General features: G+C 37.1%; 17 protein-coding genes and 1 pseudogene. 17 read left to right on the plus strand and 1 reads right to left on the minus strand.

The annotated features are described in order from the left end of the window. Nucleotides 1-331: 331 nt before the first annotated feature. From Q1B07_RS11635 to Q1B07_RS11690, 12 genes and pseudogenes are all read left to right on the plus strand, one after another. The gene (locus tag Q1B07_RS11635) at nt 332-1,255 is read left to right on the plus strand and encodes a PLP-dependent cysteine synthase family protein (protein ID WP_299090043.1); all 924 of its coding nucleotides are present in this window, start codon (nt 332-334) and stop codon (nt 1,253-1,255) included. A gap of 1 nt (nt 1,256) precedes the next feature. After that, nucleotides 1,257-2,396 carry a bifunctional cystathionine gamma-lyase/homocysteine desulfhydrase gene (locus tag Q1B07_RS11640; RefSeq protein ID WP_299090041.1) on the plus strand — a complete coding sequence of 380 codons (1,140 nt, stop codon included), beginning with the start codon at nt 1,257-1,259 and terminating at the stop codon, nt 2,394-2,396. 390 nt (nt 2,397-2,786) lie between these two features. After that, nucleotides 2,787-3,554 (plus strand): IclR family transcriptional regulator, encoded by a 768-nt coding sequence (locus Q1B07_RS11645; RefSeq protein WP_299090040.1) that lies wholly within the window; start codon nt 2,787-2,789, stop codon nt 3,552-3,554. Between the two features lie 64 nt (nt 3,555-3,618). Continuing rightward, the gene (locus Q1B07_RS11650) at nt 3,619-4,518 is read left to right on the plus strand and encodes a fumarylacetoacetate hydrolase family protein (protein WP_299090038.1); all 900 of its coding nucleotides are present in this window, start codon (nt 3,619-3,621) and stop codon (nt 4,516-4,518) included. A 55-nt stretch (nt 4,519-4,573) separates the two neighbouring features. Next, nucleotides 4,574-6,043, plus strand: a complete 1,470-nt coding sequence (gene gucD / locus Q1B07_RS11655) for an alpha-ketoglutaric semialdehyde dehydrogenase GucD (RefSeq protein WP_299090036.1) — start codon at nt 4,574-4,576, stop codon at nt 6,041-6,043. Nucleotides 6,044-6,377: 334 nt separating this feature from the next. Further along, nucleotides 6,378-6,674 (plus strand): annotated as a pseudogene (locus Q1B07_RS11660) (altronate dehydratase); the annotation flags it as partial. A 231-nt stretch (nt 6,675-6,905) separates the two neighbouring features. Beyond that, a complete protein-coding gene (locus Q1B07_RS11665; RefSeq protein ID WP_299090034.1) occupies nt 6,906-7,181 on the plus strand; it encodes a hypothetical protein in 276 nt (91 codons plus the stop codon). Between the two features lie 31 nt (nt 7,182-7,212). Continuing rightward, a complete protein-coding gene (locus Q1B07_RS11670; RefSeq protein WP_299090031.1) occupies nt 7,213-7,374 on the plus strand; it encodes a hypothetical protein in 162 nt (53 codons plus the stop codon). 335 nt (nt 7,375-7,709) lie between these two features. After that, a complete protein-coding gene (locus tag Q1B07_RS11675; RefSeq protein WP_299090028.1) occupies nt 7,710-7,847 on the plus strand; it encodes a hypothetical protein in 138 nt (45 codons plus the stop codon). Nucleotides 7,848-8,010: 163 nt separating this feature from the next. Then, entirely contained in the window at nt 8,011-8,841 is an 831-nt protein-coding gene (locus Q1B07_RS11680; protein WP_299090025.1) for a TIM barrel protein, read from the plus strand. Between the two features lie 299 nt (nt 8,842-9,140). Next, a complete protein-coding gene (locus Q1B07_RS11685; RefSeq protein ID WP_299090023.1) occupies nt 9,141-9,389 on the plus strand; it encodes a hypothetical protein in 249 nt (82 codons plus the stop codon). Between the two features lie 137 nt (nt 9,390-9,526). After that, entirely contained in the window at nt 9,527-9,922 is a 396-nt protein-coding gene (locus tag Q1B07_RS11690) for a hypothetical protein (RefSeq protein ID WP_299090021.1), read from the plus strand. Nucleotides 9,923-10,004: 82 nt separating this feature from the next. On the opposite strand, the gene Q1B07_RS11695 is transcribed toward Q1B07_RS11690, so the two are convergent. After that, nucleotides 10,005-11,366 (minus strand): MATE family efflux transporter, encoded by a 1,362-nt coding sequence (locus tag Q1B07_RS11695; protein ID WP_299832800.1) that lies wholly within the window; start codon nt 11,364-11,366, stop codon nt 10,005-10,007. A 423-nt stretch (nt 11,367-11,789) separates the two neighbouring features. Here Q1B07_RS11695 and Q1B07_RS11700 point away from each other — a divergent pair, with 423 nt between their 5' ends. The 5 genes from Q1B07_RS11700 (at nt 11,790) to Q1B07_RS27035 (ending at nt 16,943) form a co-directional block, all read left to right on the plus strand. Then, entirely contained in the window at nt 11,790-13,172 is a 1,383-nt protein-coding gene (locus tag Q1B07_RS11700; RefSeq protein ID WP_299832803.1) for a sulfatase, read from the plus strand. 111 nt (nt 13,173-13,283) lie between these two features. Then, nucleotides 13,284-14,783 carry an ABC transporter substrate-binding protein gene (locus tag Q1B07_RS11705; protein WP_299090015.1) on the plus strand — a complete coding sequence of 500 codons (1,500 nt, stop codon included), beginning with the start codon at nt 13,284-13,286 and terminating at the stop codon, nt 14,781-14,783. A 109-nt stretch (nt 14,784-14,892) separates the two neighbouring features. Continuing rightward, nucleotides 14,893-15,840 carry a carbohydrate ABC transporter permease gene (locus Q1B07_RS11710; RefSeq protein ID WP_299090013.1) on the plus strand — a complete coding sequence of 316 codons (948 nt, stop codon included), beginning with the start codon at nt 14,893-14,895 and terminating at the stop codon, nt 15,838-15,840. A 19-nt stretch (nt 15,841-15,859) separates the two neighbouring features. Beyond that, on the plus strand, nt 15,860-16,687 hold the full coding sequence (locus tag Q1B07_RS11715; RefSeq protein WP_299090010.1) for a carbohydrate ABC transporter permease: 828 nt from the start codon (nt 15,860-15,862) through the stop codon (nt 16,685-16,687). A gap of 130 nt (nt 16,688-16,817) precedes the next feature. Beyond that, on the plus strand, nt 16,818-16,943 hold the full coding sequence (locus Q1B07_RS27035) for a helix-turn-helix domain-containing protein (protein WP_366945185.1): 126 nt from the start codon (nt 16,818-16,820) through the stop codon (nt 16,941-16,943). Nucleotides 16,944-17,119: the final 176 nt, after the last annotated feature.

Consider the following 17,119-nt stretch of genomic DNA (forward strand, 5'->3'; position numbering starts at 1 on the left):
CGCAAAGGGTGGCTCTTTTCTCCGCAATGACTGGCTCAAAACTCCGCATAAGTGGCTCATTTCAACTGCAATAATCAACGACTAGCGATGATCATAAAAAAGCGATTAAAGAAGCAAAAGCGGCAAAATTCTTTACACTTGCTGAGGATTTACAGAGGGAATACTATACGACCATTCCTTTCATGCAACAAACTCTTGAAATGAATAATTTTCAAGTTACCTTCCATAGATGCAATCGGTTTGTCTGGATTATTGATGCTGTAAAAGTTTAGCATACAAGTAGTTTGATTCTCAGGAAAGTTAAAAATCTATAAAAAAGAGGTGTGACTTGATGAAGGTAGTTCACAGCATTCACGAATTAGTCGGTCAGACCCCGATGCTGGAAATAACACAGTTTCCAATTCCTAAAGGAGTAAGGATCTTCGCAAAGTTAGAATTTTTTAATCCTGGCGGAAGTATTAAGGATCGGCTGGGACAAGAACTCCTGAATGAGGCACTAAAAAGTGGTGCACTTAAAGAAGGCGGGACTATTATTGAAGCCACTGCAGGGAATACCGGAATTGGTTTAGCCATGGCAGCAGTAAATAAAGGAATTAACGTGATCTTTTGTGTTCCGAAAAAATTTAGTTTTGAAAAACAAGAATTAATGAGAGCGCTTGGAGCAACCATTATCAATACTCCGACAGAGCTTGGCATGGAGGGAGCGATTGAAAAAGCGAAAGAGTTAAGAAATGAAATTCCAGATGCTTATTATGCGAACCAATTTGAAAACCCTATAAACCCAGTTGCTTATTATAAAACATTGGCTCCTGAAATTTGGCTGCAGCTCAATGGAAAGATTGATATTTTAGTAGCTGGTGCTGGTACGGGAGGAACGTTTATGGGAACAGCAAGGTATTTAAAAGAAAGGAATCAGAGGATAAAAACAGTCATTGTTGAACCAAATGGTTCCATCTTAAACGGCGGACCGCCTGGCCCTCACAAAACAGAGGGCATTGGAATGGAATTTCTTCCATCTTATATGGATCGAAGCTACTTTGATTCTATTTATACAATTGATGATAAGGATGCTTTTTCTATGGTTAGACAACTGGCGGTTAAAGAGGGATTGCTTGTTGGGAGCTCTTCCGGGGCTGCATTTTCTGCAGCAATAAAAGAAGCAGAACAAGCAAAAACGGATACCAACATAGTTGTGATTTTTCCTGATTCAAGTGAGAGATATGTAAGCAAAGCCATTTACCAGGGGGGACTGTAGAATGAAGAAAAAGACAAAACTGATTCATGCAGGTATTGTTGGAGACAAACAGACAGGCGCAGTGAGCACACCAATCTATCAAGTAAGCACCTTTAAGCAAGATGGTCCCGGAAATCATCGAGGGTTCGAATATTCTAGAACAGGTAATCCTACAAGGCACGCACTGGAAGAATTGATAAAAGAATTGGAAGGTGGGAAGAGAGGATTTGCCTTTAGTTCTGGGATGGCTGCGATGACGGCAATCATGATGTTGTTTAATCATGGAGATCATATTTTACTGACAGATGATGTGTATGGCGGTTCATACCGAGTGATGACGAAGGTGCTAAACCGATTTGGACTTGAGGCAACATTTGTTGATACAAGTGATCTAAATAACTTAAAGAAAGGGATTAAAGAAAACACAAAAGCCCTTTTTCTCGAGTCGCCAACCAATCCATTATTAAAAATCACGGACATAGAAGGTGCAGCAAATATTGCAAGAGCCAATGGTCTATTAACAATCGTAGATAATACCTTTAGTACTCCATACTGGCAAAATCCGTTGGCATTAGGGGCAGATCTTGTCCTTCACAGTGCAACAAAATATTTGGGAGGACACAGTGATGTCGTTGCAGGACTTGTTGTTGTAAATGATGATATTCTGGGTGAGGAGCTTCATTTTATTCAAAACTCTACAGGGGGTGTTCTCGGTCCACAGGATTCCTGGTTATTAATGCGGGGGATTAAGACGTTAGGCATTCGGATGGAAGAACATGAAAAAAATGCTAAGGAAATCGTTGCTTACTTATTAAATCATCATAAAGTTTCAAAGGTATATTATCCAGGAATAGAAACCCATCCGAATCATGTAATCGCAAAAAAGCAAGCTTTAGGCTACGGCGGTATGGTTTCATTTGATGTCGGAAGTGCTGAAAGAGCGAAAAAAGTACTGGAAAATGTAAAATTTTTCACTCTGGCTGAAAGCCTTGGAGCTGTTGAAAGCCTTATCTCAATACCAGCTTTCATGACACATGCCTCCATTCCGGCAGAAAGACGAAAAAAACTAGGCATAACAGATGGGTTAATACGAATCTCTGTTGGTTTAGAGGATTCAGAAGACTTAATCGAAGATTTAAAACAATCATTAGAGGATGCCTGACCAATAACGAAGGTACATTTTTACGCCGGAAATATCCATTTCCGGCCATTCATTAATTGTTTAAGTCTAGAAATAAAGCAAGTTTGTTGTCGAATTGAGCGTTAAATACAAAGAACATTCTGACAAATGAATTGACTTATGTAAGTGTTTTCAAATATAATGCAAGTGTAGATGATTATAAAAAACGACGTTTTATAATGTAAAACAATAAGGTGTTTCTTACCTTTACATTAAGAAAGCGTTGCTAAAAAAGCGCATGATAATAGGAGGTGGTCGACGAGTCAACATAATAAAAAAATATTGACTAGTATACTCCTTTTAATACTTGATGCAAAAAATGTATACAAGATCATCCGTAGAAGGAACGTATGTTTATAAGGGGGTATACCATTGCCTATTATTCAATCTGTCGAACGAGCATTAACAATATTAGACCTATTTAATGAATATGAAACTGAATTAAAAATAACCGATATAAGTGAACGAATAAAACTACATAAGAGTACCGTTCATTCTCTGCTAAAGACATTACAGGCACATCATTATATAGAACAAAATCCTGAAAATGGGAAGTACCGTTTAGGAATGAAGCTATTTGAGCGTGGTCAGTTTGTCATTCAAAGTATGGACCTTCGACCACTTGCGAAGCCCCATCTTGATAAACTTTCAAAAGAAACGCTGCAAACAGTTCATCTTGTTATTCTTGACGGGAAAGAAGGGGTTTATATTGATAAAGTAGAAGGAGTTACTTCCAGTGCACTTTATTCACGAATTGGCAGAAGAATTCCCATTCATTGCAGTGCGGTTGGAAAAGCGCTGGTAGCCTTTAAATCAAGTGCAGAAATCGAGGAAATTCTGGATGGATATGAATTTGTCAAGCGGACTGACTATACCATCACAGAAAAAGAAAGCTTTCTAAAGGAGCTAGAAGGGGTTCGGGAAAAAGGATATTCGCGCGATCAACAAGAAAATGAACCAGGAGTTAATTGCGTAGCTATTCCGATCTATGATTATTCTAAAAAGGTAATTGCGGCTATCAGCATTTCCAGTCCTTTTTTGCGCTTTAATGAGAAGGAAATCTCCATGCATATTGAGCTATTAAAAAGAGAAGCAAAGGAATTGTCAAAAAAATTAGGGTATGGGTGCATGGATAAATAGGATTTTTACTTTATCCATTTATGAAAACTTAGTTTTATATGATAAAACAAATGGAGGGGTAAACATGAGATTGATCCGTTTTAAAAAAGAAGAACAAGTGATTCTGGCAGCAGTAACAAATCAAAATAAGCTTTTCTCACTCCCTTACGAAAATGCAGTTGATTTAGTGGAGCATGCTAAAAAGAGAAAATTGTCAGCAGTTGAACTAATTAACGAAATAATTGAAGATAGTCTGCCTTTAAATGATAGGATAGAAGATTTACAGCTTCTCGTCCCCATTGAAGCACCAGAGGTTTGGGCATCAGGGGTAACTTATTTAAAAAGCAAGGAAGCCCGCAATTATGAAGCTACAAACGGCAAGCTTGACGTAACGACCTTCTATGATAAAGTTTATGACGCCAAGAGACCGGAAATCTTTTTTAAATCAACAAAAGAACGAACGATTGGTCCAAATGGTGAGCTTTTCCTACGAAGTGATTCAAATTGGCAAATTCCAGAACCGGAATTGGGGCTTGTCATTAATTACGATGGCGAAATCATCGGATATACAATCGGCAACGACATGAGCTGTCGTGATATTGAAGGTGAAAATCCGCTTTATTTGCCACAAGCAAAAATGTGGTCACGATCCTGTTCTATTGGACCGGCCATTCTTCTGGCAGAAACTGTAGAAGATCCTTATCAATTTGAGATTTCCTGTAGGATTTTTCGAAATGAAGAACAAGTATTTGAAGGGAAGGCAAATACAAATCAGTTAAAACGTAAATTTGATGAACTTGTTAGCTTTTTAAAAAGAGACAATATCATTTTTCCTGGTACGGTTTTGCTTACCGGAACTTGTATTGTTCCGCCGAATGAATTTAGCTTAGCAGATGGGGATAGGATTGAAATCGAAATATCTGGTATCGGAGTTTTACGTAACCCAGTGAAAAGTCAAGTTTCAAAAGTAATAACTAGTCATTAGAAGTTGTTTTCCTATTGAAAATATACCACTAAATAAATAGAGGAGGAATAGCAAAATGGCAACGAAGACGGAGGTAAAAACCTATCTTAATTTTGTGAATGGTCAATGGGTGAAAGCATCCAATTCAGAAGTTGATGCAAGTATTAATCCAGCAGATTGTAATGATGTTGTGGGATATGTACAAAAGTCAACACGTGAGGATTTAAATGAAGCAGTTGCAGCAGCAGCTGAGGCACAAAAGAGCTGGAGAAAGCTCTCTGGGGCAGAGAGGGGAAATTACTTATTTAAAGTAGCCGATATTCTTGAATCACGTATCGATGAAATTGCTGAAACAATGACCCGTGAAATGGGTAAAACTCTTCCAGAAGCTAAAGGAGAAACCGCTCGAGGTGTTGCAATTTTGCGTTATTATGCTGGAGAAGGGATGAGAAAGGTTGGCGATGTGATTCCATCCTCAGATGCAGAAGCGCTTATGTTTACAACTCGGACCCCGCTTGGTGTAGTTGGAGTGATCACACCTTGGAATTTCCCAGTCGCAATTCCAATTTGGAAAATAGCCCCCGCATTAATTTATGGTAATTCAGTTGTATTGAAACCAGCACAGGAGACAGCTGTAACTGCTGCGAAGGTGATGGAATGCTTTGAAGTGGCACAACTGCCGAACGGAGTAATCAATATGGTAACAGGTTCAGGAACGGTGATTGGTCAAGGGATTGTAGATCATAGAGGCATCAATGGCATCACCTTTACTGGTTCTGACGCTGTTGGTAAGCTTGTTGGCCAAGGAGCTTTGGCACGCGGAGCTAAATACCAGCTTGAGATGGGTGGTAAAAACCCGGTAATCGTTGCAGATGATGCCGATCTAGATTTAGCAGTAGAAGCTACCATAAGTGGAGGTCTTCATTCAACTGGACAAAAATGTACCGCAACAAGTCGTGTGATCATCCATCGAGATGTATATGATGTATTTAAAGAAAAGCTTCTTGCAAAAGTCAAAGAAATAAAGGTCGGAAATGGTTTGGAAGAAGGCGTTTGGATGGGTCCATGTGCCAGCGAAAACCAGCTTAAAACCGTGTTATCTTATATCGAAAAAGGGAAGGAAGAAGGTGCCAGGCTGCTTCTTGGCGGAAACCGTTATGTAGATAAGGATGGAGCAAATGGCTTCTTTATTGAACCAACTGTATTTGATGAAGTGGATAACCAGATGACAATTGCCCAAGAAGAAATTTTTGGACCTGTTCTTGCCTTAATTAAGGTGGATTCAATGGAAGAAGCAATAAAAGTCGCGAACGATGTAAAATTTGGTTTAAGCGCATCAATTTTTACAACCAATATTCAAAAAATGCTCCATTTCATTGAAGATATGGATGCCGGTCTTGTGAGAATTAATGCTGAAAGTGCAGGTGTTGAATTGCAAGCACCATTTGGAGGGATGAAACAATCAAGCTCCCATTCCCGCGAACAAGGGCAGGCAGCGATTGAATTTTTCACATCTATAAAAACTGTTTTTGTTAAAGGCTCTTAAATTAGGAAAGGCTGTCTCATTGTCGGATAGGAACGACACATTAAGACAGCCTTTGCTAATTCATCATGATTAATTCACTTTTCCATAAAATTGTTTAGCCTGTGAAAAGTTAAGGTCAATTGTTGTATCATGATCAAATGCATGATAATAAACTTTACTTGTACTATTAACACTTATAATCAAAAATGTATGCGTTTTTAATGTGATGTCAGTTGGGTTAAGCAATAGAGTAGAAGTTTAATAATTTTGGTTCTGCCACATCACAAGTGTAAAAGCTCAATCATTCATTTTAAACACTATATTTCATTCTTAAGTAAATTGATGAAAGGTGAAGACAGGGATGGTTGCAGGATGTGCACAGGTGGTATTGTTTACGAGCGGCAGAGGTACTCCAACAGGTTCACCTATTGCTCCTGTTATTAAAATCTCTACTAACACCCCAATGTTTCAAAGAATGGAAGAAAATATGGACTTAGACGCAGGCACCATTATTGAAGGTAAGGAAACCGTTGAGGAGGTTGGAAAAAGGATTTTTAATGAAATCCGTTTAGTCAGTTCCGGTAAGCTAACAAAATCTGAAATTCTTAAGCAGCATGACTTTGGGATTTGGAGGATTGGCCCTACGTTTTGATAAATGATTAAGAAGCAGAGTTGAAACAATTTGTAAGTGATTTACAAAACAGTTTGTTTGGTAAAATAGGTTAGTATGTAAGATGGTTCTAATAAGCTCCAAATATTCTTGCTTTATATTAATTGCAATTTCATTTTGCGTTTCCTATTGGTAACCACATTTTTTTTTGTAAATTGGGACAAAATGAAGATGTATGTTTATGAAAGCATCATGAAATCAGGAGGTATTCTCATGACTGATCAAAATGGAAATCGTTCATCAATCGATGGTTCAGTACAAGAGAAAATGGAAGATATATGGGAAAAAACGTGTGGGACATGGGAGAACTGTAATGAATCAACAGTTCAGTCATTTTTAGCAGAATGTGAAAAGCATAGTATTGATCCGCAATTTTGCATGAGCTGGATCCAAGAACATCAAAATAGGATCCCTAATTGGCAAAATGTTACTGATGTAACTCGCGAATGGGTTGTTCAGCACACATCTACCGGATCACCGATTCAATAAAAGCAGAATAACAATGCTGGAGGGGTAAGTCATGCAAAAAGAACCTAGTGCAAGACAATTTCAAGATGATTTGGAGCAATACAAAATGCCGGAAGCTGTAAAACAATCAAAAAAGGGAACTTATCAGGTAGGGTATGAAGCTTCGTCCGGAAATAGAACATCACCGGACCATGAAGTTGCAAAAAAACTTTAATAATAAGTTGAGATTAATAACTAACGAAAGGGTCTTTTCTCCACAACTAAAGAACAAAATGTTCTTCACTTTGGGGACAGATCCCTTTTACTGTTGTACTTGATAAAGTAAAACTAAAGACAATCCGTCCTATGATTGGCGGGAATTTATTCAAAAACTAATTGATTCTTTACAATTAGCAAAAGGTGTTTACATGATGAAAGGAAAGGGAATGGCCAAGGTGTAGGAATGAGTCAGTGCGGACCAGTATAATGGGTAAGAATGGAAAGCAGTATAAGGATATTCTTCAGTTTTAATGGTTACTCCATACCACCATCATGAAAGGAGTGTTTTCAATGGAAGTGTATGAACAAAAGGTTTGTGAAAACTGTGGAAAAGAAACTAAGCATGAAATTACCGAGGATATTATGTCAATTTATTACCATTGTTTAAATTGCGACCATACTTACGAAATGGTGAAAAATTTCTTTTGAAAATTAAATAGTATCTTTATACAAAAGAGGTTGTCTCACAGGGGTCTGCCCGAATGTTATTGAGATAACCTTTTTTCATTTGGATATTTCTTTTGTGTTAAAAGGAGGAACAGCAATTGGATTCGTTGAATGTACATATAACATTAAAAAGGAGGTTTTCAGCATGCCGCATTTATCATTAACAACCTGGAGTCTTCATAGAGAGCTTGGTCCATTAAAGTGGACATACTGGGATGAAAACGAAAGAAGTCAAAAAACAAGAATAGAAGAACAGCCTGAAAATATGACACTTTTAGAGTTACCGGATGAATTAGCAAAGCAAAATTTCCGTTCATTAGAAATATGCCATTTCCATTTTCCAAGCATAGAACCTGAATATTTACATAAGCTTCACGATGCCTTTGTGAAATCGGGTATTACGTTTCATTGTCTGTTAGTTGACTATGGTGATATAAGCAATGAAGATTCTCAGAGAAGAAGCTCTGATCTAGAATTTATTAAGAAATGGATTAATGTCGCAGCAAATGTTGGGGCAAAAAGTGTTCGTGTCGTTGCAGGTGAGGCGAATCCTAAGAACAAAGAAGCGATCCAATTCGCAAAAAATGGGTTTCAACAACTAGTAGAATACGCTAAACCTAAAGGAATAAGAATTGTAACCGAAAACTTTAAACAACTTGCTTCCACAAAAGAAAATTGTCTGGATCTGCTCGACTCAAATAAAGGGGAGCTTGGTTTAACAGTGGATTTTGGGAATTTTTCACCGCAAGAGAAATATCGTTCTATTGAAACCCTTATGCCTTACGCAGAATCTGTCCATGCTAAAGCGAATTATGACAAGTCAGGGCAAATTGATGAAGACGAATACAAAAAATCGTTAGACTTGGTAGCATATAGTGGCTACGACGGCCCGATTACATTAGTTTATGATGGTCCAGGGAGTTTATGGGATGGAATCAACAGAATTAAGGCTGTTGTTGAACAATATTGTCACTAAGTATAGCAAGAGGCACTTCTAAAGGTGGAAACTTTTGAAGTGCCTTTTTTTGAACGAAAAATAGATGAATGTAACGTTTTATAACAGATAAACTACCTTTAACTAAAATGTGCGTAATGAAACATAACATACGTGTAGTTATTGGTGAAATTTTTCTGTACTCTTAAAATACAAAACATGATGTCATATGGAGCTTGCAGTATATTCACCCTCTTTTCAACTTTCAACCACAGATGAATTTTTCGATCGCTTATCTGCTCCATATGAATTTTTATGAAATTTAACTAGGAGGGATTAAATTGATTGCTGCCGTGAATTGTTTACTGAGTAAAAAAATCGATCATAAAAAAATAATTCGGATTGTTTCAAGAGCAAACCAATTTGATAGTTATATTTTAATTGAGTTTGGAAAAAAGACTTTGAATGCTAAAAGTTATTTAAGTACAAGCGAGCTTCATGATTTTTTAGGAAGCCTTAAATTATATGCAAAAGGACATGATTCCAAAATGGCCATTGAGGCATTACAAACCACTTTGGCAGACCAATAGCTAAATGGTAATACGAATGGTTAAGCACTTCTGTCAAAATGGCAGAAGGCTTTTTTTATCTCGAAAAACGAAGTAAGTTTAAAAAAACACCAAATCGAGAAAAATGATTAGAAGAATAAAATAAAGAGGTGGAAACCATGTCGATCTATTATTCAGTGGAAGTCGGTGATCCGATCCAAAATGTTGTCATCGAAAATACGAATACCTATTTTAACTCCATATATGATGCATTAACAGATGGGTTGCATAAAGTCGAAAGATTAGAAGAAATTCATGGGAAGGAAATTACTTTCTCTGAAAAAGAACCGATAACAAAAGGAACGAAGGAGCATTCCCTGCATATTTGGAGAGGTTATTTAGATGGGGTAACAGAGCCTTTTTATGTTCAGTTGAATATTGAACAAGAGGATAATGGTAAAATAATTGCCAACCCTAATATTCCAACTACAAAACTAAACAATGACCAAATGACTTTTATTTCAGAGCTCGAAGGGTTATTAAATAGGGCAAATGAAGATGGAGGGTTGTTTTAATGGCTGCGTATACAATAAAACAAGCTGAGTCGAATATGATTCAGCTTGTTTTGTTTAAAAAATAGTGAAGGATAAGTACAGATCAGCTGACACTTTCCCGCATTTCATTACTGGAGGTCTTCAGTTTAATAATACTCCAGTCCTGACGATAAAATCGAATCATGACCGTAACTCCAAAAAAGGTTAAATAAGTATATAATGAAATCCATGCCCCCACGCTTGAAAGCTCTAGGACAAATGTTAAAACATAGCTAAGCGGTATAAACAATAACCATCCTAAAATGAGAGATGTTTTTAGTAAGAAGGACGTATCTCCGATTCCTCTTAGACCGCCTGCATAAAAGTTTAGTAACCCATCAAACAGCTGTAAAAAGGAAGAAATCATGATTAATTTGGATGCAAGCACGTAAACAGAAACATCATCGGTATAAATTTTTGCGATAGGTTCAGCAAGTATATATTGGATAATCCCTAACATAAAAAGAAAGATACATCCCAAGATGGCTGTGTTTGTACCAGCTTTTCTGCCTTCTAAAGGTTTTCCTTTCCCGATTTCCTGACCTACAAGAATCGTCGCCGTTGAACCAAAGGCAAATGCAGGCATAAACCCAAGACTCATCACGCTTAAGGCGACTTCATTTGCAGCTAACGCATTCGTTCCCAGCCGAGTTACAAAAGCAGTAAATACAAACATCGCCATACTCATTGAAAACTCCTGGATACCTAGCTTACAACTTTCCCAAAATATGAGTTTTGATTCGGACTTATTAAACGGTACAATTTTACGGGTAGCAAACCTTGAATGAAGGCGGAAAAAATAGACATAAGCACATAGCAAAAATGTAACAACTTCACCGATTAAAAACGCAAGCCCTGCGCCATCAAGGCCGATTTCCGGTAGACCAAAATGTCCGTACGTTAACCCGTAAGTAAGAAAAATCATGATCAAGTTTCCGATAACCGAGCTGATCATCGGTGTTTTTGTGTCGCCAATACCTCGGAAAAAGCCATGAAAGACAAAGATGAAAATCGAAAACATCATCGCAAAAAATCGTATCTGTAAATAGTTTTTTCCTTGCTCGATCATCTCAGTAGAGCTGCCCATGACTCTAAAAATATCGCCAGGAAATAGCAAGCCAACGACGAAAATGAATAGTGATGCGATCATACAAAGATAAAAGGCTATGTATGTTCGCTCAATCCCTTTTTTCATATTATTAGAGCCGTAGTTTTGTGCAACTAAATAATTTACTGTATGACCTATGCCTGAAAAAATCGCCCAAGCATTGTACATGATAATATTCGAAACACCAACAATGGCGATTGCAAGTGCCCCGAGTTGACCAACCATGATAAGGTTAATCGTACCAGTAAGTGTCATAGAAGCGAAGGAGGCAATAGAAGGAATGGCAAGCAGTAATATTTTTTTCCAGTCTTTTAACATCGTAGCATCCCCTCATTCTGACGAAAACTTAATATGGAAAAATGTTTGTAATGGCCCTTATAAAAATTGGCTGAAAGTTTACTGAGTAATCATTATTTTAATAACTATTTTTTTACTTGTCTATCATTATTTTGTGAACGATAACAAAGTTATTTTGTCGCAGATTTATAGTCAAGAAAAAATCGCTATGAATGGGTGTGGAAATATTGCCTGATTTCATGAGCGATTTCTTTTTGGCTTGATCAACCAGTAACATGTCCGAAATGACCATGATTTCATATTGATGATAACAGTATGATTAAACATAAGGAAAGCAAAGAATTTATGATAAAAAATTGCTATATTAAGACAAAATGTTGATATCGCTATTTTCTTGATTGGAGCAGACAGTAATAGACCATTAACAAAGATTAAGGGGGGAAAATGTTGAAAATCATTTTTATTTCATTAGATACACTTCGTGCAAGAAGGCTGGGCTGCTATGGATATCAGCTTCCGACAAGTCCATATTTGGACAAGATTGCAAGCCAAGGTGCACTATTTGAGAATGCATACGCATCTGATATCCCAACAGAGGTTGCCCATACAAGTCTTTTTACAGGAAAAGTGGGACTAACTACTGGTGTTGTTTCACATGGTTCACCATCTAGTTATTTAAAAAAAGAAATCGCATGGCTGCCAGATATTCTTAGAAGAGCAGGATTTACCACTGCGGCAGTAGATAATTTATATCATTTAAAAGAATGGTTTGCGAGAGGCTATCAGTATTATATGAATACGATCGGAAAAACAAGATGGATTGATGGACAGACGATTAATGATCTTGCAAAGCCTTGGATTAGGGAACATAAAGATGAGGATTTCTTTCTCTTTCTTCATTACTGGGATCCTCATACACCATACTTACCACCTGAAAAACATATTCCATTATTTTATGATGCAGGTAAAGACCCATATGATCCTTCAAATAAAAGTATGGAGCCAGCACTTAATCATCCCGCCTATCCATTTTTTAAGTATCATCATTATGATTTGCTTGGAAATATTACCGATACCGAATATGTAAGCGCTTTATACGATGCGGAAATTCGATATTTAGATGATTTGCTTGAAGATTTAGATGAATTTTTGTTGAATCAAGGTATTCTGGATGAGACGATGCTGGTTTTATTCGGGGACCATGGAGAAAGCTTAACAGAGCATGATATTTATTGGGATCATTGCGGACTTTATGAGTCAACAGTCCACATTCCGTTAATTATTCGCTGGCCTGGTATGATTTCAGAAGGTGTAAGACCAACAGGATTAGTTCAACATGCTGATTTAATGCCGACCATTTTAGAAGCGATTGGCCTTGAGTTGCCCGAAGGTCTTGATGGAAAAAGCTTATGGCCGTTAATTGAAGGGAAAAAGTCCGAGCATCACTCTGAGATCTACTTAAGCGAATGTGCATGGCAGGCAGCAAGAGGCATTCGAACAGCAAGGTATAAATATATTGAAACCTACGATTCAGGACCTTTTACGAGACCTATTTCTGAGCTTTATGATTTGTCTAACGATCCAAGTGAAGAAAGGAATCTATCCGCTCTTTTGCCAGGGGAGGTTGAGATATATAAACAGAAACTAGCAAATTGGGTTGACGCGAAGCTTGGAGGTCACGAAGATCCCATGAAGGTGGTGTTACGAGAAGAGGGACTTCCTTTCAAAAGAAGGATAGTAAAAATTCTTTCGGAATATGGCCTCACATGGGATGAGTGGAAATTAAATCCTAAACGCGAAAGGATTGATATGAAAGTACAAAGATAATCTCTTTTAATGATAAGGCCATTATGTCGATTAAAATCAGAATATTAAAATTATTAAAATATCGTTGTTTCATTTTTTCTTATAAAATTTCAGATTAATGGGGGGATCGCAGTGAAGAGATTCAAGAAATTTTGGTTCGTTTCATTTATTACGGTATTGATTACTTCGTTGTTAACCGGCTGTATTGTGCCAAGCTCTTCTCCTGAAGAAACTGGTCAGTCTAATGAAGAATTTAAAGGAACAATTAAAATGTATGCAGGAACCTATAGTCCAAACCGAGTATTAAATGCCAATCAAAAGCCTGCGACAGTATTAAAGAAACTAGCTGAGGAGTATGAGAAGGAAACAGGTGTTAAAATCGAATTTATTAAAGGCTTACCCGCTGATCAAGATTATATGACATGGGTACGAACGAAAGCATCCGGAGGACAGCTGCCTGATATCATTTGGACTCAGTGGTATGATGCAAACACAGCATTGGCCAAAGGAACTTTGACCGATTTATCAAAATACTTGGACAAGCCCAACCCATACGCAGACAATAAACCATGGAATGAACTTTTAAATAGTCAAATCATTTCTGACACAAAATCAGCAGATGGAAGTACCTATGTCATCAACGGGGATTATGTCGGTACAGCTACTTATTACAATGTTGAAGCATTCAAAAAAGCTGGAATTACGGAAATGCCTAGAACCTGGTCAGAGTTTATTGAGGCATGTCAAAAATTAAAGGATGCTGGGTATATTCCTTTTGCATGGAATCTTGCATCAACTCCTACAGGTACTGATCGTATTACATGGCTTACCAGATTGTTCTTTACAAATTTCTTTGCGGATGAATATAACGATCTTCGATATACAGGGAATGAGGGGATTACCAATCAGGATCAGGTGATTGCGATTAAAAAGGGCGTTTTTGGATCAGAGAATGAAAAATGGATGGCGATTTGGCCAATTCTAAAAGATTTCTCTCAATATTGGCAGCCTGACTTCACCGGCGGAGATTCAAATGGACAAGGCACCATGCTTGCATTTTTAACTGGTGAAGTTGGAATGTATTTCGATGGTTCTTGGGCTTCACAGCAAATCAAATCAGCAAATCCTGATTTTGAATGGTCATCCTTTAAGAATCCATTTCCAGATACAGCAACATCAAAATTTGCCACTGATTTTGATTCGTCAGCAGCGATCGGAGGACCTAGTGCTTCATTCCAATATGCTGTTCCATCAAAACAAGCAAACAATTCATTAACACCTGCAAAGGAAAAGGCAATTGTTGATTGGTTAATGTATATCACAACACCTGAGCACAATGAAGAAATCGTCAATGAATTAGGGGAAAATGTTCCTACAGTTGCAGGAACCAAACCGATTGAAGAGCTAAGCGAACTATCAGATCTTGCAAACAAACCGCTGCAAAGCGTTTTTGGCGGGATAAACCTCGAAAAGAAGGAATTAGATGCCATTTACCGAGCGTTCCAAAGTTATATTTTGGGGGATATCTCTTTAGAGGAGTTTGCAAAGATAGCAGACCAGGAAATGGAAAAGACAGCTGATTCACTCATTCAGCAAAACAACTGGGATTTATCAAAATATCTCGATAAATAGTGAAACAAAGCTGGTTTAAAAAAGGCTTATAAGATAGGTTAGCTTGGAATATCCCTACTGCATAAATCTTATAAGCCTGCTTTCTGATTAGAAAGGAGAGGTTAAAAACATGCCCGATACAGTCCAGCAAATTGAAAATAGGGGTGTTTTAAAGAGGAAAAAGAAAACAGGAAAATTACGATACAACTGGAAGTCTGGCTACGGAATGCTGATTCCATCTTTTATTCTCTTAATTACATTTATGTACTATCCTGCATTGATTGCTATTGGTTTTTCATTTACAAACTGGGATGGGTTTAATCAGCCGCAATTTACAGGCTTTCAAAACTATATACGATTATTTAAAGATGAGATCTTTTTAATCTCGATGAAAAATGTTGGTATTTGGACAGTGATAAAGGTCATCGTGGAATTATTGGTTCCGTTACTTGTTGCAGTTATGATTTTCCATTTAAAGAGCAAACGTATGCAATATATTTACAGGGTATTATTTGTGATTCCTGTAGTAGTTCCGGGAATTGTCATGTTTATGATCTGGAGTTTTATGTATGATCCAAATGTAGGAGTATTAAATACATTATTGAAAACATTGGGCTTAGAAGGGATGATCCAAAACTGGCTTGGTGATCCAAATATTGCTTTATATGCATTAATGTTTGTTGGCTTCCCATTTGTTGTGCCATTTAATCTCCTTATCTTTTATGCTGGTCTTCAATCCATTTCAGAAAGTGTATATGAATCAGCCAAGCTTGATGGAATTACAAGGATTAGGAGATTTTTCCAAATTGAAATTCCATTAGTAATGGGACAAGTTAAATTGATTTTAATATTAACAGTTATTCAGCTTCTTCAGAATGTAACGCTGCCATTGGTTATGACAAATGGAGGTCCTGGATATTCATCATACGTGCCTGGCTTATATATGTATTTCCTTGCTTTCCAAAATGGAGAATTTGGGTTAGGAATGGCAGTATCAATGATTATATTTGTTATTGTTCTCATTTTAACTTGGGTTCAAATGAAATATATCAACCCTAGCACTGAATACAAAGCATAATATTTGAAAGGAGAAAAACATGCTAAAAACAATAAGGCAGGATCTATGGAGTCATCTTTTCCTCATTTTTTTAGCTTTTATTTCGCTATACCCATTTTTTTATATGATCATCACCTCGTTTAAAACAAATGGTCAATTTTATAGTAATTTCTTTGGCATCACATTTCCCCTGCACTTTGAAAATTATGCAACCGCATGGGAAGCAATCGGAGGGTATATTTTCAACTCCGTACTTATAGGGCTGGTTAGCGTAATCATCATAATTGCCACTTCCGCCTTAGCAGGATATTCATTCGCCCGCTTACGATATAAAGGGAAAAATTTCCTTTATATGTCTGTTGTTGCTTTATTAATGATCCCAGGTTTATTAACGTTAATTCCGCTTTTCTTATTAATCAAGAGCTTTGGTTTGTTAGATTCCTATATTGGTCTAATCATTGCTTTTGCAGCAGGCGGCCAAGCATTTACCATCTTTGTTTTCCGACAATCGTTTGCATCCTTGCCAGAAGAATTATTCGAGGCTGCTCGCATTGACGGATGTGGGGAGCTTCGTGTATTTTGGCAAATCGTCCTGCCATTATCAAAGCCAATTATTGGAACAATGGCCATCTGGAATTTACTTTCGATCTGGAATGAATATATGATGCCTCTTGTCTTAATGAGTAATCCTGATAAATTTCCGATTACGGTTGGACTTATCCAATTTGAAAGCCAATTTGTTTCACAAACTCTTTATGGGCCAATGTTTGCGGGCTATACAATTGCATCATTGCCATTATTAATACTGTTCTTATTTACGATGCGCTTGTTTATGAAGGGCTTAACTTCCGGTGCTGTAAAAATATAAGTACTTTATATCTAAAAAAGGCGCAATCACAAGATCATCTTGCGCCTTATTTTTTTATATTTTATACGCTAAAAGAGGGAACAACCCATTTTGTAATTTTTCATCTTTTGTCAGGTTTGATGGATCTGAAATGACATGTGGTTCAAGTAAAGTGGGCTTTGAGGATATTAGCCATTTTTATCGCACATTTAAGGAGGTAACAAAAACGTCGCCTTCAAAGTACCGGAAAAAGTATAGGATCAGAAGGCTGAATTAGTTGTATTTTTTAATTTTGTAACATAAAAGAAAAGGATAAGATCAAAGGTTGAATTCAAAATGGCCAGATTGACCATTCGTTTTGGCGGGATGGGCTATGATGTATAGGCATGAATGAGCTATCATTTAATTAATTCAACTATGAAAAACGTATTTTTGTAAAAATAGCTGTTCTAT

It is taken from the genome of uncultured Metabacillus sp., assembly GCF_947503125.1.
Classification (GTDB): Bacteria; Bacillota; Bacilli; order Bacillales; family Bacillaceae; genus Metabacillus.